Source organism: Sorangium sp. So ce327 (assembly GCF_051530205.1).
GTDB classification, from domain to species: domain Bacteria; phylum Myxococcota_A; class Polyangia; order Polyangiales; family Polyangiaceae; genus Sorangium; species Sorangium cellulosum_B.
Window position 1 is genome coordinate 1,214,299 of record NZ_CP150330.1, and the last position, 22,224, is coordinate 1,236,522.

General features: G+C 72.9%; 13 protein-coding genes. 7 read left to right on the forward strand and 6 right to left on the reverse strand.

The window, feature by feature from the left end; all coding sequences use genetic code 11:
* Positions 1–5 precede the first annotated feature (5 nt).
* On the forward strand, positions 6–7,901 hold the full coding sequence (locus WME95_RS04495) for a beta-ketoacyl synthase N-terminal-like domain-containing protein (RefSeq protein ID WP_437907169.1): 7,896 nt from the start codon (positions 6–8) through the stop codon (positions 7,899–7,901).
* Between the two features lie 99 nt (positions 7,902–8,000).
* Here the strand turns inward: WME95_RS04495 and WME95_RS04500 are convergent, their stop codons facing one another.
* The 4 genes from WME95_RS04500 to WME95_RS04515 form a co-directional block, all read right to left on the reverse strand.
* The gene (locus tag WME95_RS04500; protein ID WP_437907170.1) at positions 8,001–8,564 is read right to left on the reverse strand and encodes a hypothetical protein; all 564 of its coding nucleotides are present in this window, start codon (positions 8,562–8,564) and stop codon (positions 8,001–8,003) included.
* A gap of 83 nt (positions 8,565–8,647) precedes the next feature.
* Positions 8,648–10,018 (reverse strand): AAA family ATPase, encoded by a 1,371-nt coding sequence (locus tag WME95_RS04505; protein WP_437907171.1) that lies wholly within the window; start codon positions 10,016–10,018, stop codon positions 8,648–8,650.
* Positions 10,019–10,147: 129 nt separating this feature from the next.
* Complete coding sequence (locus WME95_RS04510) at positions 10,148–11,179, reverse strand: PEGA domain-containing protein (RefSeq protein WP_437907172.1); 1,032 nt, start codon at positions 11,177–11,179, stop codon at positions 10,148–10,150.
* A 26-nt stretch (positions 11,180–11,205) separates the two neighbouring features.
* Positions 11,206–12,144 carry a hypothetical protein gene (locus tag WME95_RS04515; protein ID WP_437907173.1) on the reverse strand — a complete coding sequence of 313 codons (939 nt, stop codon included), beginning with the start codon at positions 12,142–12,144 and terminating at the stop codon, positions 11,206–11,208.
* A 166-nt stretch (positions 12,145–12,310) separates the two neighbouring features.
* Here WME95_RS04515 and WME95_RS04520 point away from each other — a divergent pair, with 166 nt between their 5' ends.
* The 5 genes from WME95_RS04520 to WME95_RS04540 all read left to right on the forward strand — a co-directional run bounded on the left by WME95_RS04520 (position 12,311) and on the right by WME95_RS04540 (position 18,489).
* Positions 12,311–13,777: a formylglycine-generating enzyme family protein gene (locus WME95_RS04520; protein ID WP_437907174.1), complete on the forward strand. Its 1,467-nt coding sequence runs from the start codon at positions 12,311–12,313 to the stop codon at positions 13,775–13,777.
* Entirely contained in the window at positions 13,774–15,168 is a 1,395-nt protein-coding gene (locus WME95_RS04525; protein ID WP_437907175.1) for a formylglycine-generating enzyme family protein, read from the forward strand. Before WME95_RS04520 ends, WME95_RS04525 begins: the two co-directional genes overlap by 4 nt.
* A 78-nt stretch (positions 15,169–15,246) precedes the next feature.
* Entirely contained in the window at positions 15,247–16,647 is a 1,401-nt protein-coding gene (locus WME95_RS04530) for a serine/threonine protein kinase (protein WP_437907176.1), read from the forward strand.
* 36 nt (positions 16,648–16,683) lie between these two features.
* Positions 16,684–17,859: a serine/threonine-protein kinase gene (locus WME95_RS04535; RefSeq protein ID WP_437907177.1), complete on the forward strand. Its 1,176-nt coding sequence runs from the start codon at positions 16,684–16,686 to the stop codon at positions 17,857–17,859.
* Positions 17,860–17,979: 120 nt separating this feature from the next.
* Positions 17,980–18,489, forward strand: coding sequence for a hypothetical protein (locus tag WME95_RS04540; protein WP_437907178.1), 510 nt, complete (start codon positions 17,980–17,982; stop codon positions 18,487–18,489).
* Positions 18,490–18,758: 269 nt separating this feature from the next.
* Here WME95_RS04540 and WME95_RS04545 read toward each other — a convergent pair whose 3' ends face one another.
* Positions 18,759–18,980: a DUF465 domain-containing protein gene (locus tag WME95_RS04545; protein WP_437549698.1), complete on the reverse strand. Its 222-nt coding sequence runs from the start codon at positions 18,978–18,980 to the stop codon at positions 18,759–18,761.
* Positions 18,981–19,319: 339 nt separating this feature from the next.
* On the opposite strand from WME95_RS04545, the gene WME95_RS04550 reads away from it, so the two are divergent.
* Positions 19,320–20,492, forward strand: a complete 1,173-nt coding sequence (locus WME95_RS04550; protein ID WP_437907179.1) for a tetratricopeptide repeat protein — start codon at positions 19,320–19,322, stop codon at positions 20,490–20,492.
* A 36-nt stretch (positions 20,493–20,528) separates the two neighbouring features.
* On the opposite strand, the gene WME95_RS04555 is transcribed toward WME95_RS04550, so the two are convergent.
* Positions 20,529–21,665, reverse strand: coding sequence for a vWA domain-containing protein (locus WME95_RS04555; RefSeq protein ID WP_437907180.1), 1,137 nt, complete (start codon positions 21,663–21,665; stop codon positions 20,529–20,531).
* Positions 21,666–22,224 lie beyond the last annotated feature (559 nt).

Sequence of the window (22,224 nt, forward strand, 5' to 3'; positions counted from 1 at the left end):
CCAGCGTGTTCGAGCCCATCGCGATCGTCGGCCGCGGGTGCGTCCTCCCGGGCGCGCTCCACCCCGCGGCCCTCTGGGACAACGTGCTCGCCGGCCGGGACCTCCTGTCCGCCGCGCCCGACGGCCGCTGGCGCCTCTCGCGCGAGCGCGCGCTCGCGGGACCTTCCGGCCGCGACGCGCGCGACGTGCGCGACGCGAAGGACCGCGCGTGGAGCGACCGCGGCGGCTACGTCACCGGGTTCGACGAGCACTTCCGCCGCGTGCTCGCCAGCGACCCGTTCCCGCGGCGGGGCGGGCCGCCCGAGTCCCTGCTCGCGCTCGACCCGCTCTTCCAGTGGGTGCTCCACGCGGGCCGCGAGGCGCTGCGCGAGGCGGGGCACGAGGGCCGGTCCGACCGCGCGGGCGCGGTGCTCGGGAACCTCTCCTTCCCGTCGTCGGCGATGTCGGCGTGGGTCGAGTCGACGTGGCTCGGCGATCTCGCCGGCGTTCCGCGGCCCGATCCGCGCAACCGGTTCATGTCGGGGCTGCCCGCTCACCTGCTGGCCGACGTGCTCGGCCTCGGGGCCGGGGCGTTCGCGCTCGACGCCGCGTGCGCGTCGTCGCTGTACGCGATCGCGCTCGCCTGCGAGCGGCTGCAGGACCGCGAGGTCGACCGGATGCTCGCAGGGGCGGTGTGCCGCTCGGACGACCTCTTCATGCACATCGGGTTCTGCGCGCTGTCGGCCATGAGCCGCACCGGGCAGAGCCGCCCGTTCTCGTCGGAGGCCGACGGCCTGGTCCCGGCGGAGGGCGCGGCGTTCGTGGTCCTGGAGCGCCTGTCCGACGCGGAGGCCGCGGGCAGGTCGATCCTCGGCGTGATCCGCGGGATCGGCCTGTCGAACGACGGCCGCGGCCGCGGCCTCCTGGCGCCCTCCGTCGAGGGCCAGCTGCGCGCGATGCGGGCCGCGTACGCCATGGCGGGCCTCGATCCCCGCGAGGTGTCGCTGCTCGAGTGCCACGCGACGGGCACGCCCCTCGGCGACGCGACCGAGATCGCGACCCTCAAGGAGGTGTTCGGCTCCCGCGACGTCCCGCTCGGCTCGCTCAAGTCGAACCTCGGTCACCTCGTCACGACGGCCGGCGCGGCCGGGCTCCTCAAGCTGCTCGGCGCCATGGCGGCCGGCGTCCGCCCGCCGACGCTGCACGCCGATCCGCTGAGCGAGGCGGTGGCCTCGAGCCCCTTCCGGGTGCTGCAGCGCGCCGAGCCGTGGGAGGGGCGGCGGATCGCGGGCCTGTCGGCGTTCGGGTTCGGCGGGAACAACGCCCACCTCCTCGTGGAGGCGTACGAGCCGTCCTCGCCGAGGGGCCGCGCGGCCCACGCCGCGCCGCAGGCCGCCGCGGCGGCCTCGCGCCCTGTCGACGCCGGGCGCCCCGCGCCGGCGGGCCCCCTGGCCGTGGTGGCCATGGGCCTGTGCGTCGGTGAGCTCAGCGGCGTCCGGGCCTTCGCGGAGCCGCTCCTCTCGGGCCGCGGCGCGGATCCCCGCCGGGCGGCGGTCGCGCTGCCCGCGGATCGGCTCCGGTTCCCGCCGCGCGATCTGCAGCAGGCGCTCGCCCAGCAGACGCTGCTGCTCGAGGCGGCGATCGAGGCCACCGAGGGCCTCGCGCTGCCGCGCGATCGCACCGCCGTGCTGATCGGCATGGGCGCCGACACCGAGGTGTGCCGGTACATGACGCGATGGCGGCTCGCCGAGACGGCGCCGGCGCGGCTCGGTCCGTCGGTCGACGTCGGCGCGCTCCAGGACGCGATCATCCCTGCGCTGCAGGCGGCGGGCGTCGTCGGGAACATGCCCAACATCCCGGCGAACCGGCTGAACAGCCAGCTCGACGTCGGTGGGCCGTCGTTCACGATCGCGGCCGAGGAGCTGTCCGGCCCCTGGGCGCTGCGCGTCGCGTCCCGCGCCCTGCGCGCCGGCGCGGTGGACGCGGCGATCGTCGGCGCGGTGGATCTCTCGTGCGAGGCCGCCCACGCGGCCGCGCTCGAGGCGCTCGGCGTCCGCCTGCCCCCCGGCGACGCCGCCGTGGTGCTCGTGCTCGAGCGCCTCGACGACGCCGTCCGGCAGCGGCATCCGGTCCTGGCCGTGGTCGTGGACGAGCCGGCCGACCCTGGCCTCGTGCTGTCGTCCACGGATCTCGCGCCGCGGTTCGGCCACGCGCACGCGGCCTCGGGCCTGTTGCACGTGGCCGCCGCGGTGCTCGCCTGCCGTCACGGCCGCAAGCCCGACGGGGCGCCGTGGTCCGACGAGATCCGGGTCGCCGAGGTCCGCTGCGCCGGCCTCGGCGGCGGCTCGCTGTCGGTCCGCATCGGGGCCGGCGGCCCCGCCGCGCCGCTCCCGCCGCCGCGATCGGCGGAGGGGCCGACGCTGACGCTCCCCGCCCACCCGCCGGCGATCGTCGTGCCCGGCGCGGCCTCCTGTTCATCCCCCGGAGACTCCATGGAACCTGCGCCGCCTCTGCCGTCCGCTCTCGACGACCTGCCGCCGCTGTACCCCGGGCCCACGGGGTTCTCTGCCGCCGACGCGGATCGCGCGCCGTCCTGGGACGAGCCGCCGCCGGTCGGGCCGGCGGTCGTCACGGCCGTCGCCGCGAGCCTCGCAGAGGAGCCGCCGCCGGTCGGACCGGCCGTCGTCGCGGCCGCTGCCGTGGACATCCCGGGCGACGTGATCGCCGGCGCCGCGGCGTTCACCGTGCAGCTTGCGCAGATCCACAAGGAGTGGGCGGAGCAGCAGGCCCAGGTCCACCGCCGGTTCCTTCAGATGCGGCAGCGCGCGCTGGACTCGCTCGTGCAGGCGTCGTCGGGCGGGGTCGCGGTGGTGGTCGAGACCCCCTTGGCGCAGGTGCCCCACGCCGCGCCGGTCCGCATCGAGGCGCCGCGCTCCGCCGCTGCGCCGCAGCTCGCCCGCGCCGAGTTGCCGCAGCTCGCCCGCGCTGAGGCGCCGCGTCCGTTCGAGCCGCCGCGCGTCGTTGAACCGCCGCCTGTCGTCGAGCCACCGCGCCCCTCCGCCGCGCCGTCGGGTGGTGGTCAACTTCACACGAGAAAGATCACAGGGAGACGGGGAGACGGGGAGATTTACTCCGATTCTTCTCCCCGCCTCCCCGCCTCCCTGTTCAAATTTGACCAGTACCCGCCGTCGCCTGCGCCGCGCCCGTCCGCCCAGCCGGAGCTCTCTGCGGCGCCTTCCGCCGCGCCTCGCGGCCCCCGGTTCAGCCGCGAGCAGCTCGAGCACCTCGCCTCGGGCCGGATCTCCGACGTGTTCGGCCCGCTCTTCGCCCGGCAGGACGCCTATCGCCGCCAGGTGCGCATGCCCATGCCGCCGCTCCTGCTCGCCGATCGGGTCACCGGGATCGACGCCGAGCCCGGCACGATGAAGCTCGGCACGATGTGGACCGAGACCGACGTGCGGTGGGATTCCTGGTACCTGCACGACGGCGCGATGCCGGCCGGCGTCATGATCGAGAGCGGCCAGGCGGACCTGCTGCTCATCAGCTGGCTCGGCGCGGACTTCGAGAACAAGGGCGAGCGCGTCTACCGCCTGCTCGGCTGCGAGCTCACCTTCTACGGCGGCCTGCCGCGCCCGGGCGACACGCTCGTCTACGACATCCACGTGGACGGGCACGCGAAGCACGGCGACGTCCGCCTGTTCTTCTTCCACTACGACTGCCGGATCGGCGGCGAGCTGCGCCTGAAGACGCGCAAGGGCCAGGCAGGCTTCTTCACCGACGAGGAGCTCGCGAGCTCCGGGGGCGTCCTCTGGGACGCGGACACCGCCGAGCATGCGACGACCGCCCGCCTCGATCCGCCCCGGATCGCGTGCCGGAAGTCCGCGTTCGACCGGGCCGACCTCCTCGCGTTCGCGGCCGGCGACGGCGCGGCGGCGTTCGGCCCCGGCTTCGATCGTCTGAGCACCCACGTCAGGACGCCGCGGATCAGCGCCCCGCCCATGCTGTTCTTCGATCGCGTCGACCTGTTCGACTCCGCGGGCGGCCCGTGGAAGCGCGGCTATCTCCGGGCCACGCTGCCGATCACGAAGGACGGCTGGTACTTCGAGGGCCACTTCAAGGACGACCCCTGCATGCCGGGGACGCTCATGTTCGAGGGCTGCCTGCAGGCGCTCGCGTTCTACATGGCGGCCATGGGCTTCACGGCGGACGCGGACGGCTTCCGCTTCGAGCCCGTGCCGGAGGTCCCGTACCTGCTCCGCTGCCGCGGCCAGGTGGTCCCGACGAGCCGCGTGCTCACGTACGAGGTGTTCGTCGAGGAGGTCCACGACGGCCCGTGCCCGACGGTGTTCGCCGACTTCCTGTGCACGGTCGACGGCCTCAAGGCGTTCCACGCCCGCCGCGTGGGCCTGCGCCTCAGCCCCGACTGGCCGATGACGAGCGCCCCCGAGCTGCTCGACGGCCACGTCGAGCCGGTGCCGGTCGCGCGCGTCCCCTGGTCCGAGACGGGCGCGCCGCCGCCGGACGGCGCCGTCTCGGCGGGACACGCGGACGCCGGCGGCTTCCCGTTCGATTACCGGAGCCTGCTCTCGTGCGCCTGGGGCAGGCCGTCGGACGCGTTCGGCCCGCTCTACCGCAGGTTCGACGGGGGCCAGCACGTCGCCCGGCTCCCGGGTCCGCCGTACCACTTCATGAGCCGGGTCCTGTCGGTCTCTCGCCCCATGGCGTCCATGAAGGCCGGCGCCGAGGTCGAGGTCGAGTACGACGTCCCGGAGGACGCGTGGTACTTCGACGAGAACGCGAGCCTCACGATGCCGTTCGCGGTGGTGCTCGAGGCCGCGCTCCAGACGTGCGGCTGGCTCGCGAGCTACGCCGGCTGCGCGCTCTCGACCGACGGCGCGCTGTACTTCCGCAACCTCGACGGCAAGGGCACGCTGCACGCCGAGGTCCTGCCGGCGCCGGCGCCGGCAGTGAGCGCGCTGCGCACCAAATCGCGGCTCACGAACATGTCCCGTTCGGGCGGCATGATCATCCTCTCGTTCCGGGTCGAGTGCAGCCTCGATGGCGCGCGGGTGTACGACCTCGACACGGTGTTCGGCTTCTTCCCGAAGGCCGCGCTCGCGACGCAGATCGGGATCCCGCCGAGGCCCGAGGAGGTCGCCGCGCTCGATGAGCCGTCCGATTTCGAGGTCGATCTCCGCGAGCGCCCCGCGCGGTACTGCGGGGGCAAGCTCGGGCTCGCGCGGCCGTCGCTGCTGATGATCGACCGGATCGACGGCCTGTGGCAGGCCGGCGGCCGGAAGGGGCTCGGCCGGCTCCGCGCGCGGCGGGACGTGCACGCGTCGGAGTGGTTCTTCAAGGCCCATTTCCTGGGCGATCCCGTGCAGCCAGGCTCGCTCGGCATCGAGGCGATGCTGCAGACGATCCAGTTCTGGATGCTGCACCAGGACCTCCACGCGGGCCTCCGCGACCCGCGGTTCGAGCCCGTGATGACGGGGCACGAGCACTCCTGGCGGTACCGGGGCCAGGTGCTGCCGGCCAGCCGGCGGGTGACTGTCGACACCGACATCCTCGAGGTCGGCCGCGACGATCGCGGGCCCTATGTCATCGCCGAGTCCTACCTCTGGGTGGACGGCCTGCGCATCTACGGCGCGACGCTCGGCGTGCGGATCGTCGACGGCGCCTCGCCGCGGGCGCGGCGCGACGTCGGCTTCGACTCGCGCGCGAGCGCGCGCAGCCTCGCCTCGCTCCCGGGCGCCGTGGGCGGGAGCCCGCGCCTGCGTCCGCAGGAGCAGCCCGCGGCGAAGGCCGCGCCGACGCTCGACGACGTCGAGGAGGTGCTGGACCCGGACGGGTGGGTCGCGGACCACCGCCCCACGTGGACGGTCCCGGCGCTCCCCGGGATGAGCATGGTCGATCGGCTGGCCGGCGCCGCGTTGCGGGCGCGCCCGGGGAGCGTGGTCGTGGCCGTGGAGGACGTGGTGGTGCAGCGCTGGCTGCCCGTGCCGGGGCCGGTGCGCGTCAAGGCCGAGGCGACCGGAGCGGGCGACGTCCTCGATGTCCGGCTGCTCGCGTGGCGCGAGGCATCGAACCCGGCGCTCTCGCGGTTCGAGCCCGTGTGCACCGGCCGCGTGCGGGTGGCCCGTGACTACCCGCCCGCCCCGGCGCCGGAGCCGGCGCTCGACGCGCCGGAGGCGGACGATCCGTACGCCGCGGGGACGCTGTTTCACGGCCCTGCGTTCCAGTACCTGACCGCGCTCCGCCTCGGCGAGCGCGGGTCATCGGCGGTGCTGGACCCCCGGAGGGGCTCGGTGCCTCCCGGCACGCTGCACCAGGGCATGCTCGACGCGCTGACCCACACCATCCCGCACGACCGGCTGTCGCTGTGGGATCCAGCGTGCCCGCCCGCCCAGATCGCGTTCCCGTCGCGCATCCCGTCGCTCCGCCTGTACGGGCCGGCGCCCGAGTCGCCGGTGCGCGTGGAGGTGCGCTACGAGGGCCGTGACGATCGCTTCGTCTCGTTCCGGGTGCAGGCCATCGCAGAGGCAGGGGCCGCGGCGGGAGAGCGCGTCTGGCTGGAGCTCCGGCTGGTCGAGGTGCTGCTCCCGCAGGGGCCGATCGGCGGCGCGCCTCCCGGGATCCGCCGGGCGTTCCTGCGCGATCGCGCGCCGGTCGATCTCGGCGTCTCGCGCGTCGACGCCGCGTCGGGCGAGGCGCGCTGCAGCCCCGCCGACGTGCGCACGATGGACTGGATGCCCGGCACCGTGGCGCAGCTCTACGCCGCGTCGGGCGACCTCGTCGAGGCGGCGGCGGTGAAGGATCACGTCGCGCGGCGCGCGGGCGTGCACCCGTCGACCGTGTCCCTCGCCGGTGTCTCCTCGGCGCAGCCGCTCACGCGCTGGCCGTTCACCGTGGCGCGCGAGGGCTCCGAGGTCGTGGTCCGCGACGCGGGTCCGCCCGTGATCGACATCGCGCCTGTCCGCCGCTACTGGGGCGCGGCCATGGGCATCGGCCGGTGGCCGGCGGAGGACCTGTATTTCGGCCTCATCGAGCGGTTCATCCGGCGGGTGCACGTCGTCGATCCCGAGGCGTTCCGCGCCGTGAAGGGCCGGAGCCTGCTCTACCTCGGCAACCACCAGGTCGGCGTGGAGTCGCTGCTGTTCGGCATCGCCGTGTCCGGCCTGACGGAGGTCTCGACGGTCACGCTGGCCAAGGCCGAGCACCGGACGACGTGGCTCGGCACGATGCTCGCGCACTGCTTCGCGTACCCAGGCGCGCGTGATCCGAAGGTGATCACCTACTTCGATCGCGAGGACAAGGCGTCGCTCGGGACCATCATCGCCGAGCTCGGGGCCGAGATGCAGGGGGCCGGCAAGGGCGTGATGGTGCACGTCGAGGGCACGCGGTCGCTCGAGTGCCGCACGCCGGTGCGCAAGATGAGCGGCTCGTTCATCGACATGGCGCTCGCGGTGGGCGTCCCGGTGGTGCCGGTGCGCTTCTCCGGCGCGCTGCCGGCGGAGCCGCTCGAGCGGCGGCTCGAGTTCCCGCTCGGCATGGGCGTGCAGGACATCTGGATCGGCCGCCCGCTGCTGCCCGAGGAGCTCGCGGGGCTGACCTACAAGGATCGCAAGGACCTCGTGATCAGCGGCATCAACGGGCTCGGCCCGAGCAACGCGGAGGAGCAGCCGTTCCCCGGGGATCCTGCGTTCGCGGCGTCGGTGGACGCCTGGGTGGAGGAGGCGGGCGTCGCGCACGAGGACGCGACGGTCTTCCGGGTGCTGCAGGCGTGCGCCGATCCAACGCCGGAGACGGCGGCGATCCTGGAGGCCGCGCGCACGGGGCGGCTCGTCGCGCCCGACGCGCGGCGAGCGGACTGGCTGCGGAAGCTCGCCGCGCGGCTCCTCGGGAGGCGGCTCGGGGGGTGAGCCGAGCCGTCTTTGCCCGCACTCACACCTCCATTTCGTCGAATGCCGATTTGCGCTCGGGAGAGTGAGATCTGACGGGTTCGCGTCCCGGGGATCGGGTCAGTCCGACCAACCCTGTGACCGCGCCACGGCGCGGATCGCTCCGGCGAGCTCCGTCTCGAAGAGCTGGAACGCCGGCAGCGTTCGCAACGCCTCCAGGCTGACTTCCTCGCCGAACAAGCGGTAGAGGCGCTCGGGCCTTCGTCTCATCCCACCATCTTTCAAGACGCGCCCCAGCGTCAGCTTGGGATCGGCCTCGCGCTCTGGTTCGGCGGGGAGGGCTGGCTGCGCTCCGCTGCCGAGCAAGGTCCGGAAGACCTCACCATCGACCAGCATCCATGCCTCGGTCTCGCGAACTGGGACGCACGAGGCCGCTGCCAGGCTCGGGTACGCGCATCGGGTTGCCTCGACGCCGGGGTCGACGCAGCTCCGCTGCGCGGATTCCGGGTCGCTGGCGCCGTCGGCGTGGATCACGAACAGCGTGCACTCCGCCCAGCGATCGGCGATGGCAGCTGCGATCCTTTCGGCGCGCGCGCCTTGCGCTGGGTGTGGCGCATCGATCCCGAGGCTGTTCTCGACCTCACAGGCGCCGGGAAAGAGCGACGCGGCGAGCGCGGCCAGCACACGGTCGAGCAGCGGCAGGAGAAAGTCGTAATCACTCGGACCTTCGGCATAGAGGCCTGCGCGGAGATAGAGCCGCTTTCTGCTCATTCGGCAGCCTCGCTGGCTGCCGCCTGGAGGAGCGCGTCGACCTCACGCAGCGACACGATGTGCGCGCCGTCGCCCGGCGCGTTCAGCTGCCCCACCGCGCGCGCGCGCGTTACGAGCTGGCCGTCGCGTCGCACGAGATCCATGAAGCGCAGATGCTCGGGTCTGTCCCGGAACGCGGCGAGGACGACCGGCGAGTGGCTGGTGAGGAGGAGCTGCGTCGCGGGTTGAGCTGAGTCAGGAGAGGCTTCGTCTCCTGGAATCGTTATCTCACGTAGCAGCGAGAGCAGCGTGCGCAGGCGGCCTGGGTAAATGCCGTTCTCAGGCTCCTCTACACCAACGATGGATGGACGAGGCTCGACGCGGAGCGCTGTGAGCAACGCTAGGCCGCGCAGCGTGCCATCAGAGGCGAGGCGAGCCGGGAGGCGCTCGCCGCCGGAGAGCTTGAACTCGATGCGCAGGTCGTCGTCGTCGGGCACGACATCGAAGCCGGCGAGCCCCGGGATGAGTGAGACCAGATCCGCGCGGATCTCTCCGAGCGTCGGTGCCGGCAGATCGGCAAGGATGGTGGGGAGGTTCGATGCGTCGGGAGCGAGCGCGATCGAGTCGGTGCGCTCGCTCGAGTCGCGCAGGCGCGCGGGATCGAGCTGGAGGAGGCTGAAACGGGAGAGATCGTCGGTGATGATGTTGATGACCGCCCTCCATCCCCTCTCCGAGTTTGTGTTCCGGAAGTCGGCGTACTCCTTTACGAGGGTAACGCGCTCAGCGGTCAATTCCTTCGGGAAGTCAAGGTTGATATGGTAGGTTCCAGATCCTGTCTTGAGCGCCGCGAGCGCGGCGTGTGTTCGTGGACAGCGATAGTTCAGTCCCGCCCAACTCTCGTATTCGGGCGCGATGAGCACGCGCCGCTCGCGTCCGTCTTCGTCCTCGTGGCGCAGGATGATCTCTCGTCGAGGCGGTCCGTCCTTGTCGGCGAGCGCGCGAAGGCATTCTCCGGAGACCACGAGCTCCTCGACGCCTGACGGACGCGCCCGACGCTCGATGACGAGCTCGTACCGATAACGGACCGGCAGCGGTGGCCCACCGTCTTGAAACGGCGCTGGCGTGCTTCGCAGCGACACCTCGATCGCGAACCGAATTGTCCTTCCCGCCTCTCCCCCCGAGCGGCTGAACTGATCGACGACCCGCCCCCGTCCGAGCTTGAACGCCTCCTCGAGCGACATGAATGAGAGCCGCCCCAGCAGTCCGATCGCCTCCAGCAGGTTCGACTTTCCCGCTCCGTTCGGCCCGACGAACACCGTCAGCGGCTCCAGATCGACCGCGAAATCCCGCAGCGATTTGAAGCCGTCGATCTCGAACCGCGTGATCATGCCTCGACCCTACCATGTCCGCGCTGCCGTGCGGTTTGCCGGCCCGCCCCGATGCACCGTCACGCGCAGCCCGGACGCTCGTCGGCACCGCGGCCCTGTCGGCTCGGCGCCGCGCGCGCCGATGGCCCCTCACCACCTGATCGCCGCCGGCTCCGCGACCCAGTTCAGGCTTCCCCCGTTGTAGTCCGGCTCCGGCCGCGTCAGCGCGTACGTCAGCACCACGCCTCCCGTCACCACGGCCGCCGCGCCCGTCCAGAACCACCACCGCGTCCACAGCGACGGCCGCACCGGGATCAGCTTGGCCGTCAGATCCGCCCGCTGCCCCGCGTGCAGATCGAGCGTCGCCGCGTACGTCTCGAAACCGTCCCGCACCACCTCGATCCTGTACTTCCCCGGCGGCCGCTCGAGGTCGATGGGCGCGAGCCCGGCCTCGCGGCCGTCCACACGCACGAGCGCCTGCGCCGGCTCCGCGCGCACGGCCACGCGCGCGGGGAGGATGTCCAGGTGCAGATCGAGCGTGGCCTTCTCCCCCGGCCGGTAGGTCTTCTGGACGAAGGCATCCTGGCGCCCTGGCCGCGCCGCGCGGAAGAGGTGGACCCCGGGGTCGAGCTCCACGGTGAAGCTCTTCTCCACCGGCGCCGCCGCGCGCTCGGCGGACCCGGGGAGCGTCACGAAGACCCGGGTCCCGTCGTCGGTGGCCAGCCGGAGCGCGCGCCCGTCGACGGTCAGCGGGGTGCCCGGGGGATCCAGCGTGACCGCCACCCGGACCACGAGCTGATCCAGCTCGGCGACGAACGCCCTCGCGTCGTCGATCTGCGCGGCCGCCAGGCCCTCGGTGCCCGCGAGAACGCGGCGGAAGGTGCGGCGCGCGGCGACGTAGCGGCCCAGGGCGCGCTCGCAGAAGCCGATGTTGTACTGGACGATGGGCGCGTCCCGCGCCGCCGCCGCCTCCTCGAAGGCGGCGAGCGCCTCGCCCCACTGCGCGTCCTTCGATCGCTGCACGCCGAGCAGGAACGCCGCCCTGCCGCGCGCGGTGCGCTCATCGACCGCCGCCTCTGCCGGCGCCGCCGCAGGGGTCGGCGCCTCGGCGCGCGCGCGCCCGGCCGTCGAGAGATCGACCGCCGCCACGACCAGGCCACCCAGGATCCATCGTGTCCGCATCGTACCCCTCGTCCCTGACCACCCCGTCAGTCCGTCCCGCCGCAAGCGATCTCGCAGTGGGCGAGCGCGCAATCGAGCCCGGCCTCGTGGGTCGCCACCGCGTCCGGGAACATCGCGTCACACTCCATGAGACAGGCCTGGTCCGCGACGTCGCACGGGACCTTGCAGTTGTCCAGCAACGCACACTCGATCTCGTGCTGGCAAGCCGCCATCTCATCGGCGCAGTGCAGGTTCTGGCACTTGACGCAGGGGTCCAGCGGCTCGTTGCCGCAAGCGTCGTCGTCGAAGCAGAAGTACTGCATACACGCCATCCGGTGGCTGTAGGCGACGTAGCCGGCGGCGTGCGCCTGGTAACACGCGCTCTCGCAGGGCGAGAAGGCCGCATCATCCGGGTCCTCGGCGCATGCCTTGACGCACGTGACCAGGTCCTGGCAGTCCTGGTCGTCGCTGCAAGCCTGGTAGGTCTCGCAGCAGCGCTCGTCCTCGCACTTGTAGCAGGTGTTCGGATCCGTCGACGGCGAGCACGTCTGGTTGAAATCCGGGTCTGTCGGGGCGGGGATCTGACCGCAACCGGCGCACTCCGCGCCGGGGCCGGCGAGGCGGCAGTCGATGAAGGCCTGCTTCGCGCCCTGGCCAAGAGATCCGGTGACGGGCGGGCACGCCTGCTCGCACGTGATGTCCGCGTCCCCACCTGGGCCCAGCGGACAAGCGTCGAGGCAATCGAGGTAGGCGGCGCAGCCCGGGTCGGCCGCGCACACGTTCACCTGGGACAAGCACGCTGCCTGCTCCACGCACGTACCGCACGCGCTCGCGCCGTACGTGGCATCACCGCCGTCGCCGCCCGATCCCGTGCTCGCCGCCGCTCCCGGATCCTCGGATGGGGAATCGCCGTCGCACGCGGGGGAGAGCGCCGCCGCGATGGCTACGGAGAGCGCGGCGAGCACTGGCCGGGTGACCCACGACATACAACCTCCTCGCGAGCGGCAGAGCGATGTTCGGGTGAATCGCGTGAATCGCGTGAATCGCGTGAAGAAGCGAAAGAACCCTCTTGGCCTCGCCCCTCCTCGATGATAGCGAGGAGACTACCCCTGGGTCCTGTCGGGCGGCAACGAGAAAGGCGAAAGGCGGCAGGTGGTCGAACCGACACGCGCGCTCTCGATCCTCGTCGTGCTCGCTGCGGCGGGGCTCTCCGGCGCCTGCGGCGAGCGAGAGCGACCGCAGCTCCTCGTCGTCGTGGACACCGACGCGCCGGTCGCCGCGCAGCTCCTGGCAGACCCCTCCATCTCGCCGGAGGCGGTCATCGATACGGTGCGCATCGACGGGTTCGACGGCGCGTGGCGCCCCGGCTGCATCGATGACGTCGACTGCACGGCGAACTTCGTCCTGCCGGACCCTTCGTCCTGGCCGTTCTCCTTCGGGGTGGCCGCGCCGGAGGAGGGGAGCGCCGTGCTCCGCCTGCGCATCCGGGCGTTCCGCGGCGCCGTCGCGACGCGGGGTGAGGACTCCATCGAGGGGAGGGGGGTCTCGACCATCGATCCTCCGCCAGAGGCCGCCATCGACCGCCTGATCGAGGTCGCGCTCCCGACGTCTGGCGTGGTGACGGTGCAACTCACGCTCTCGGCCGACTGCCTGGGCGTGCCCGCGTCGCTGCGCAAGCCGCCGCGTACATGCATCGATGCCTCCAGGTGGACGGCGGCCCCATCGGAGGGGGTCCTCGTCGGATCAGGGGCAGAGATGGGCGCGACGCGCGCCGGCACGTGGTCGCGCGCGCGGGAGGTCCCCTGCGGCGCCGCGCCCGAGGGCGCCGATGCCATCTGCATCCCCGGCGGCTTCAGCGTCATCGGCCAGGCCGAGCTCGCCGGCGTCGACGAGCAGAGCTATGTCTCGGTCGTGCCGCCGCGGCCGGTGCATGTGGGCCCGTTCTTCATGGACAGGACGGAGTTCACGGTCGGCCGTCTCCGTGCGCTGCTGAACGAGGGGCTCCTTAACGCCGAGGGGGATGACCTCGCCGGGCCTGATCCGAGCAGGGTGGGGCTCGCAGACTGCCGCTGGCTTGGCGCGGCCGACGGAGCGAACGATGGATATCCCCTCAACTGCATCTCGTGGCGCCTTGCCCGGGAGGCGTGCAGAGTGAGCGGCGGTGATCTGCCGACGGAGGCGCAGTGGGAGCACGCCGCGCGGGGTCGAGGGCAGGGGCGGATCTATCCCTGGGGTGACGCGTCTCCCGCGTGCTGCACGGCGAGCGCCGGGCGGGGGACGCTGTGCCCTGGCGATCCGGGGCCGGAGGAGGTCGGCTCGCATCGGCCCTCGGCGACGTGCGGTGGCCTGGGCGACAGCTCCAGGGATGGCGTCCTGGATCTCGGCGGGAGCCTGAGCGAGCTGTGCGCCGACAAGCTGGTTCCGTACGGAGAGGGCTGCTGGAGCGCGCCCGGGATCTTCGTCGAGCCCCGCTGCGACGATGCCGGCATCAACGCGCACGCCTCCCGCGGTGGAGACTGGGCCAGCGGCCCCGCGAACACGAGGCCCGCGTTCCGGAGAGGCGATGTCCTGGACTCGCTGCACGGCTTCCGGTGCGTCTACGCGGGAGGTGCGCCGTGACGGCTCGTGGCCTGTCGACGGCGCTCGCGGCCGCGGGGTTTCTGCTGTCGGCGCTCTCGGCGTGCGAGCCCGAGCCTCGCCAGTGGCTCGTCAGCGTCTCCACGGACGCCCCGGCGCCCCGGTTCGGCGATCACCTGCTGCTCGAGGTGATGGGCGAGGGCGCGACCTGCACCGGGTGCATGCGGCTCATCGGGGTGGATGGGCCGGACAGCCTGCCGGTCAGCTTCGGCGTGGTCCCGCGGGAGGAAGGCGCCGCCGTGCGGGTCCGCGCGCGGCTCTACCGGGCCGAGCAGGCGGGCCCCGACGGCCTTCCCCGCGGTCCGGCCTTGATCGACGCCGTGGCCAGGCTCCCGCCGCTCGACGGCGAGACCCACGTGGCCCTCGATCTGTCGATGCGCTGCTTCGGCGTCCCGAGCCTCCCCGAGCAGCGCGCGACCTGCGACCCGGAGGCGGGCGCGCTCGCGCCGGAGCCGGTGCTCCCGCTGCTCTCCGAGGTCGACGCCCGGCCCGAGCCCGGCTCCTGGCCGAGCGCGGCCCCGGTACCCTGCCAGGGGCCGGCGCCGGCGGGGATGGTGTGTGTGCCCGGAGGGGTGTTCCTTCTCGGGACGCCGCGACCCGGATACACCATCGATCTCGACGAGCTGAGCCAGCCCGAGCGCCTCGTGCAGCTCCGCGCGTTCGCCCTCGACGCGGACGAGGTGACCGTGGGCGCGGTCCGGGAGCTCGTGGCGACAGGGCAGATCCGATCCGCGCCCGTGGCCAGGGACCTCGACGCGCCGGGGTCGGATCTGGGCGCGTGCACGTATCTCGGCGCGTCCGACGGCGCGAACGACGCGCTGCCCGTCAACTGCGTCACCCACGCGCTGGCGGAGGAGGCCTGTTCCGCGCGGGGGTTGCGGCTCCCCACAGAGGCGGAATGGGAGTACGCGGCCGGCAACCTCGATGACGAGACCGCCTATCCCTGGGGCAACGGCGGGGATCTCTGCGCGATGGCGCTCCTCGGCAGGGGCCGGGGCAGCGGGGAGGCCGACCAGGAGGTGTTCGAGAACTCCGGCTGTCGCCCGCTCGACGCGCCGGTGCCCTGGGGGCCTGTCGCCGGAGGCGCTCCGAGCGACGTGACCGCCCTTGGCATCCGGAACCTCGCAGGGAGCATGTCCGAGTGGGTGGCCGACACCTTCGCTCCCTACGCCGCGCCTTGCTGGCAGTCGGGCGGGCCGCTCCTCGTCGATCCGGTGTGTCGCGCGCCGGCCCCCGGCGCGGCGCCGGCCTTCTCTTATCGCGGGAGCTCCTGGTCGGGTTACAAGCTGGGAGCCCGGGCCACAGCGCGCAGCCATGAGAGGGCGTCGGCGTTCAACCCGGCCACCGGCTTCCGCTGCGCGCAGCCGATGTGACCGCGCTGCCGCGGATCGGGGCCGGCCGGCGACCGCGAACCGCTGCGTCCGGCCGGGAACCACGGTACGCTGCCGCGCGTGTCGGACGATCTCCAGGGCTCCCTCCCGGCCGGCAAGATCATCGCCGGGCGCTTCCGGATCGAGCGCCTCATCGGCCGCGGCGGGATGGGCGAGGTGTACGCGGCCAGGAACGTCGGCACCGGGCGCGACGTCGCGCTCAAGATGATCCGCGGCGCCGCCGACGCCGCGCAGACACGGCGTTTCCTCCGCGAGGCCAAGGCGGCGACCGCGATCCAGCACCCGAACGTGATCGAGGTGCTCGACGTCTTCGAGGAGGACCACACGCCCGTGATGGTCATGGAGCTGCTCCGCGGCGAGCCGCTCTCCGGGCTGCGCAAGCGCAGGGGCGCCCTGCAGCTCTACGAGGCGGCGCGCCTCCTCGTGCCGGTCGCCTCCGCGCTCCGCGCCGCGCACGAGAAGGGGATCGTGCACCGCGACCTCAAGCCGGACAACATCTTCCTCTCGGAGCCGCAGGCCGGCGGGTGCGTGCCCAAGGTGCTGGACTTCGGGATCGCCAAGGTGCTCGACCCGACCTCCATCAGCTCGGAGACGCAGGGAGGCAACACGAGCACCGGCTCGATCCTCGGGACGCCTCATTACATGTCGTTCGAGCAGGCGATGAGCGAGAAGGACATCGATCATCGCGCGGACATCTGGGCGATGGGCGTCATCCTCTTCGAGGCGCTCACCGGCCGGAGGCCGCTCGAGTTCGAGAACCTCGGCGAGATGTACACGGCGTTCCTGCAGCGCGAGGTGCCGTCGATCCGCTCGGCCGTGCCCGACCTGCCCGCGGACGTCGCCGGGGTGCTCGACCGCTGCCTGCAAAAGCGGCGTGAGGATCGGCTCGACGATCTGGGGCCGCTCGTCGAGGTCCTCGGTCGCTACACCGATCCCACGTCGGCGGGCGCGCTCGCGGGAGGCAAGGTCGTCGGCGCGCTCGCGCCGCTCGCCGCGTCCCCGAGCTCGGGAGCCGTCGGGGCGCCTCCGGCCCTCGCGGCCCCCGGCGGGCGCACGAGATCGCTGAAGAGGGCGTTCGCGTTCGCGGCGCTCCTCGCGGTGGCCTTCGTGGCGGCGCTCGCTGCGCTCCGCCCCCCGCCGCTGAACGGGCCTGCCGCTCCGGTCCCCGCCTCGGCGGAAGCGGCGGTGGAGCCGCCGCCCGCGGCGGCCGCGGTGCCTCCAGCATCCATGCCGAGCTCGCCCGCTCCGCCCCCTCCCGCTCGGGACGCGCCTGCGGTCGCGGGCGTCGCGCCGTCCGCTGCGTCGTCGTCCAGGCGGCCCTCACCGAGCGCGCTCTCTGGCACGCTGAAGGCGCCGGCGACATCGACGACATCGACGACGCCGACGACATCGGCGACCCCGCCGCCGCCGTCGGCGCCGACGATGCAAGCGCGGGGGATCGTCGATCAACTCCCGTACTGACGGCGAGCGCGCCCCGCGTTACCCTGCTCCCGCGCCATGGAAGGTCAACGTATCGCCGGGAAGTACCGCCTTGCCCGGCTCCTCGGCAGGGGCGGAATGGGCTCGGTGTGGCTGGCAGAGCACCTGTCGCTGCGCACGCCGGTGGCCATCAAGCTCATCGACGTCGAGACCGCGAAGAACGCGACCGCCCGGGCGCGCTTCGACCGTGAGGCGCAGATCGCGGCGCGGATCCGCAGCGCCCATGTGGTCAAGGTGCTCGACCATGGGCTCACCGACGATGGATTACCGTACATCGCGATGGAGTGTCTGGCGGGCGAGAGCCTGCGCGATCGCCTCTCCGCGCGCCGGCGCCTGACGCCGGCGGAGACGGCGACGATCGTCTCTCACGTCTGCCGCGCCCTCTCGCGCGCCCACGAGGTCGGGCTCGTCCATCGCGACATCAAGCCGGAGAACCTCTTTATCGCGCGCGAGGATGATGGGGAGATCGTCAAGATCCTCGACTTCGGCGTGGCGAAGGTGACAGACGCGCTCGCCATCACCGGCATGGATCCCACGCGCACGGGGGCGCTCCTCGGGACGCCCTACTACATGAGCCCGGAGCAGGCGAAAGGCCTGAAGAGCGTCGATCACCGGTCCGATCTCTGGTCCCTGGGCGTCGTGGTCTACGAGTGTCTCACGGGGGAACGTCCTTTCACCGCCCCGGCGCTCGGGCCGCTCATCGCCAAGATCCTGGGCACGCCCCCGCCCGCGCTGTCCGCGGCGGCGCCGGACGCTGGCATCCCGGTGGAGATCGAGGCCTGGATGCGGAAGGCGCTCGCCGTCGAGCCGGACGCGCGCTTCGCCTCGGCCCGGGAGCTCTCCGAGGCGTTCATGGTGGCGTCGGGCGTCGCCGACTCGATGGATCGCGGCTCCTCCGCGGGCCTCCCGGAGGGCAAGCCGCCCTCGGCCGTGCGCCCCCCCGCCGGGATGTGGGAGACGGGCGACACGGTGGCCTTGCCCTCGAGCGCCGGGCAGGCGCCGGTCGCCGCTGCGCCGCAGCCCCCGGCTGCACCGCAGCCCCCGGTCGCCCCCCTGTCGTCGGCGACGGGGCCGGGCGCGGTCGCGGCCGCGCCCCCTGTTGCGCCCGCGCGCGGCCTCGTCTGGGCGGTCGTCCTGCTGGCGATCGCGCTGCTCGCGGTGAGCGGCGTGCTCGCCGCGACGCTCCTGCGCTGACGGCGATCCGCTGGATGCCGAGCGCCGCGCGGCGCGCGTCAGCGGCCAGCGCGGCGCGTGGTGTGTGGCGCGCTGCCTTCGTGCTTGATCGCCCGGCGACACGGGGGATACCCTGCGCGCATGCGCCGCCTGGTCCCGTGCGTCCTTCTTCTCTCGTCCTTCGCCCTTGCGTCGGGTTGCGCGACCTACACGCAGGATCTCGATCGCGCCCGCAGCCACTACGAGGCGAACCGGTTCGAGCAGGCGCTGGCGCTGTTCCGGGTGCTCGAGCACGATCAGGACTCGTTCTCGGTCCCGGAGCGGGCGCAGTACGCCTACCTCCGGGGCATGACGGACTACCGGCTGGCCGAGCTCGCGCCGCAGGGCACCGGCGTCGCCGATCCGCGCAAGGGCTACCGCGACAACGCGCGCCACTGGCTCGGGCTCGCCGCGGCGACCGAGAAGCTGGCCCCCGGCGGCATCACCAGCGAGCAGAAGAACCGCCTGACCGAGACGCTCGCGGACCTCAACCGCGACGTGTACGGCGGCGCCGAGGCGCTGCCCGAGGGGGGCGCCGCGCCGGCGTCCGACGCTCCCGCGTCGCCCGAGGAGCCGCCGTCGGAGTCGGAGCCGTCGGCGCCCACGCTCTGACCGCCGCGCGCTGACGTCCCCGCTCGTCGCGCCTCGCGGGCATCGACTCGGGTGCGAGCATCGCATTGCGTGCGCGCGTCCCCGCCGGCACGTCCGCCGTGGCGATCGGGCGCGCGCGTCCCAGCAGCGCGCGCAGATCCGTGCGACGCGCGCAGCGTGCGAGCGGCCCATTGCGTGGGCGCGCGGGGTGTCTGGAATGGAACGGAAAGGGGCGGGGGGTGCGCCGTGTGTGGCGCAGGCAGGATCGACGGTCGGCGAGGGGTCGCTCGCTACGACAACCGCCGGCGCAGGGATTCGATCTCGTCCTTCGCGGCGAGCTTACGTTTCTTGAGCTGGGCAGCTTCCATTCTCTCCCCCGGTGTCAGGAACGCCCGTCGACCCAGCTGCCTGAGGCGAGAGTCGAGCTCGCGATGACGCGCTTCCGCCATGCTCAGCCGCTGCTCCGTGCCGATTCCAGTCACCGCGCGAGGAGAGATGATCTGATGCTTCATGTGCCCACCTCCAAGGCCCCACAACGGGGCCGTGATGCCTTCGAGGGCCCACAACAGAAGCCCTCGTTCTGATCGTCGCTGGAGAGGAGAACGCCGCCGACCGAGCTACACGCCGAGACAGCGGCCTGATGAACGAATGCGAGATTACCGCAACATGGCGGATCCATGCAGGCTTTTTGTCGGGCGAGGCCATTCTGCAATTTCACAGAGCAGCCGTTTGTAGTCAGGGATTGCCCTACGGCGTACAGCAATCCACCGGTGTCCCGGACGGCCGGGCCGGACGCTCCGTCCATGCACGTTGCGGAACAACCTCGAGCGTGAGGCTATTCTTCCCCGGCAATGTCGACTTCCTGCGCCACCTCGGTCGCCCTTCTGGCCCTTGCGGTCGTCCTGGGCGGATGCACTTCGGAGGCCAACGTGCCGGCGCCGGCGCGATCGCCGCAGCCGGCCTCGGCGCGCGCGCCGGTCGAGCTCGCGCCGGTCGTCGTGTCGCCTTACTCGGACGCCGAGCTCGCGGCGGAGTTCGAGCGGGCGCGCGCGCTGCTCCTGGCCGACAAGGCGCGTGAGGCGGCGCCCCTGTTCGAGAGGCTCGCCCGCCTCTCGCCGGGCGGCGAGGTCGCGCCCCCGAGCCTGTTCAACGCCGGGCTCGCGCACGAGGCGCTCGGCGACCGCGCGCTCGCGGCCGAGCGCTACCGCGAGGTCGCGCAGCGCTTCCCGGACCACGCGGTCGCGCGCGGCGCGCTCTTCCGGCTCGCGCGCGCGGCGGCCGCCCTCGAGCGGTGGCCCGAGCTCGTCGAGGTGTCGCGCCGCCTGCTCCGCCTCGCCGATCTGAGCGTGCTGGAGGCGATCGAGGCGCGCGGCGCGCTCGCGCTCGGCCTGGTCGAGCAGGATCTCGTGGAGGAGGCGGCGCGTCAGGTCGCGCTCGCGCGCGATCTCATCGAGGAGCACCGGCTGGGCGAGTCCGGCAAGCCGCCGATCGAGCTCGCGCAGGTGAGCTTCGCGCTCGGCGAGGTGCGGCGGCGCCGGAGCGAGGCGATCACCTTCGTGCCGGTGCCGGCGAGCTTCGCCGAGGCGCTCGAGCGCCGCTGCCAGGGGCTGCTCGACGCGCAGAGCGCCTACACCGAGGCCATGCGCAGCCTCGACGCCCACTGGTCGGCGATGGCGGGTTACCGCATCGGGCAGCTCTACAAGGAGCTCCACCGCGACGTGATGCAGGTCCCGCCGCCGCGGAGCGCCGACACCCCGAGGGAGAGGCAGCTGTTCGAGGGGGCGATGCGCCTGCGCTACCGCGTGCTCCTGGAGAAGGGGCAGAAGATGCTCGCCGGCACCGTGCGCCTCGGCGACCGCACCGGGGAGTCGTCGGCGTGGGTCCTCCGCGCCCGCGACGCGCAGCGCGAGATAGAGCTCGCGCTCGCCGACGAGCAGGCGGCCCTGGCGAGGCTCCCCTTCACCGAGGCCGAGCTCCTCGCGGCGCTCGACGCCCTGAAGACGGCGGCGCCGAAGCGGCCGTGAGCCCCGCGCGGGCGGCGGGGGAGGGGCCCGCGCGGCTCAGTTCAGCGTCGGCGCGCACCCGAAGAGCACGTCGAGCTCCGCGCGCACCTCGTGTTGCACCGTCGTGCAGGACGCGGGGCAGAGGATGATCTTCTTCGGGATCACATCGTCGTCGTAGTACCACCCCGGCCCCGTGCCGCAGTCCGCCGCGTCGTCCGCCTTCGGGACCTCCAGCGGGCTCGCGCCCTCGGGCGCGAACCTGACCGCGACCCGGCTCGTGTCGAGGACCGCGCCCGCGGGCGGCGCGGGGATGAGGAGCTCACACGGGAGCGCCGACGCGCGGATCTCGGCCATCTTCGCCGAGAACGCCGTGATGTCGGCCGTGACGTCGAACGCGCGGGTCGTCCCGCCGGCGGCGGCGATCTGGTCCAGGTTGGTGAGCGTCGAGCCTTGCACCGCGACGACGTAGGTCTGGACGCCGTTGTAGCGGAGGGCCCTCTGCGCCATCTCCGCGGTGCTCGCGACGGTGTTTCCGGAGCAGCCCGAGGGATCGCCGTCGGTCGCGAGCACCACGATCACCTTGTGGGAAGGGTTCGCGTCCTTGTAGGCGGTCGCGTTCGTGAGCACCCCCTGGAGCGCCGGGCGCATGGGCGTCCCGCCGCCCGGCGAGGTGCTCTGGATGGAGGCGGTGAGCTCCGGCGTGTTCACCGGCAGCTCGCCGATGGCGACCGCGAGCTCGTCGTAGCTCGTGTGGTTGCAGTCGCTCTGCCCATTGCTGCTCCGCGGGAAGTAGGTCAGCCCCACGTTCATCCCGGCCGAGGCGGCGTCGGTCACGAACGCCGAGAGCGCGTTCGTGACGCCGACCCATTTCGAGCCGAGCATGCTGCCGGATCGGTCGAGCAGGATGAGCATATCGAGCGGCAGGAGCGTGGCCTCCGCGCTCGCCTGGGCGCAGGAGGACCCCTCCCCGAGGCCGCCCTCGCCGGCGCCGCCGAGCCCACCCCCCTCGCCGAGCGACGTGTCTCCGCTCGCGCTGCTCACGCCGAACGAGCCGCCGCCTCCGCTCGCGGCGTCATCCGGCCGGGGGATCCTCGCCGGCTTCTCGTCCTCGGTGGCCGCGCAGCCGCTCGACTGCGCCGCGATCCCGGCGGCGACGAGGAAAGGGGCAAACACGAAATGACGTCGGAAGGACATCTCTGCGCTCCTCTGAAAATGGGCGCGACGTGGCTCGCTGCCGCGGGGCTCCACGCGCGAAGTGGTCTGTCTATCGAGGGGTGGCCGAGCTCCGAGACGATCTCGTCAGTGTATGCAGTTCTCGATCGAGGCGCGATAGGGGCTCTCCGGTTTGTAAGCCCGGCTCGTGTCGTGCTGTCGTTGCTCTCTCTTCTTTCGTCGCTTGTCGCGGCTCTCGTCGCTTGTCGCAGCTCTCGTTGCTTGTCGCGGCTCTCGTCGCACTCGCGGTCTCGCGCGCGCGCCGGCGCGGCGGGGCCCGACGTCTTCGCTCGTCGCTGATCGCGCCGACCGTTCCGGGTGCTCGCGCGCCGGAACATCATGTTTCCTTGCGCAGCCGCGAAGGACGCGTAATTCCCACGAGGTGCGTCACGCTTGCTGGAAAGAGGCGAACATGACTAGGTGGATTCCATGGGTACTTTCCGCTGTCGCCCTGACGGATCTCGGCTGTTCGACTGCGACATCCGCGGGCAGCTCGGGCCCGGCGGGGGCCGGCGGCGCCGCCGGGGCGGCTGTCTCGAGC

What these genes read in the sequence shown, in the direction of transcription:
- WME95_RS04505 (WP_437907171.1), bottom strand. Translation starts at nt 10,018, where the DNA reads ATGATCACGCGGTTCGAGATCGACGGCTTCAAATCGCTGCGGGATTTC.
- WME95_RS04510 (WP_437907172.1), bottom strand. Translation starts at nt 11,179, where the DNA reads ATGCGGACACGATGGATCCTGGGTGGCCTGGTCGTGGCGGCGGTCGAT.
- WME95_RS04515 (WP_437907173.1), bottom strand. Translation starts at nt 12,144, where the DNA reads ATGTCGTGGGTCACCCGGCCAGTGCTCGCCGCGCTCTCCGTAGCCATC.
- WME95_RS04535 (WP_437907177.1), top strand. Translation starts at nt 16,684, where the DNA reads ATGGAAGGTCAACGTATCGCCGGGAAGTACCGCCTTGCCCGGCTCCTC.
- WME95_RS04540 (WP_437907178.1), top strand. Translation starts at nt 17,980, where the DNA reads ATGCGCCGCCTGGTCCCGTGCGTCCTTCTTCTCTCGTCCTTCGCCCTT.
- WME95_RS04545 (WP_437549698.1), bottom strand. Translation starts at nt 18,980, where the DNA reads ATGAAGCATCAGATCATCTCTCCTCGCGCGGTGACTGGAATCGGCACG.
- WME95_RS04550 (WP_437907179.1), top strand. Translation starts at nt 19,320, where the DNA reads ATGTCGACTTCCTGCGCCACCTCGGTCGCCCTTCTGGCCCTTGCGGTC.
- WME95_RS04555 (WP_437907180.1), bottom strand. Translation starts at nt 21,665, where the DNA reads ATGTCCTTCCGACGTCATTTCGTGTTTGCCCCTTTCCTCGTCGCCGCC.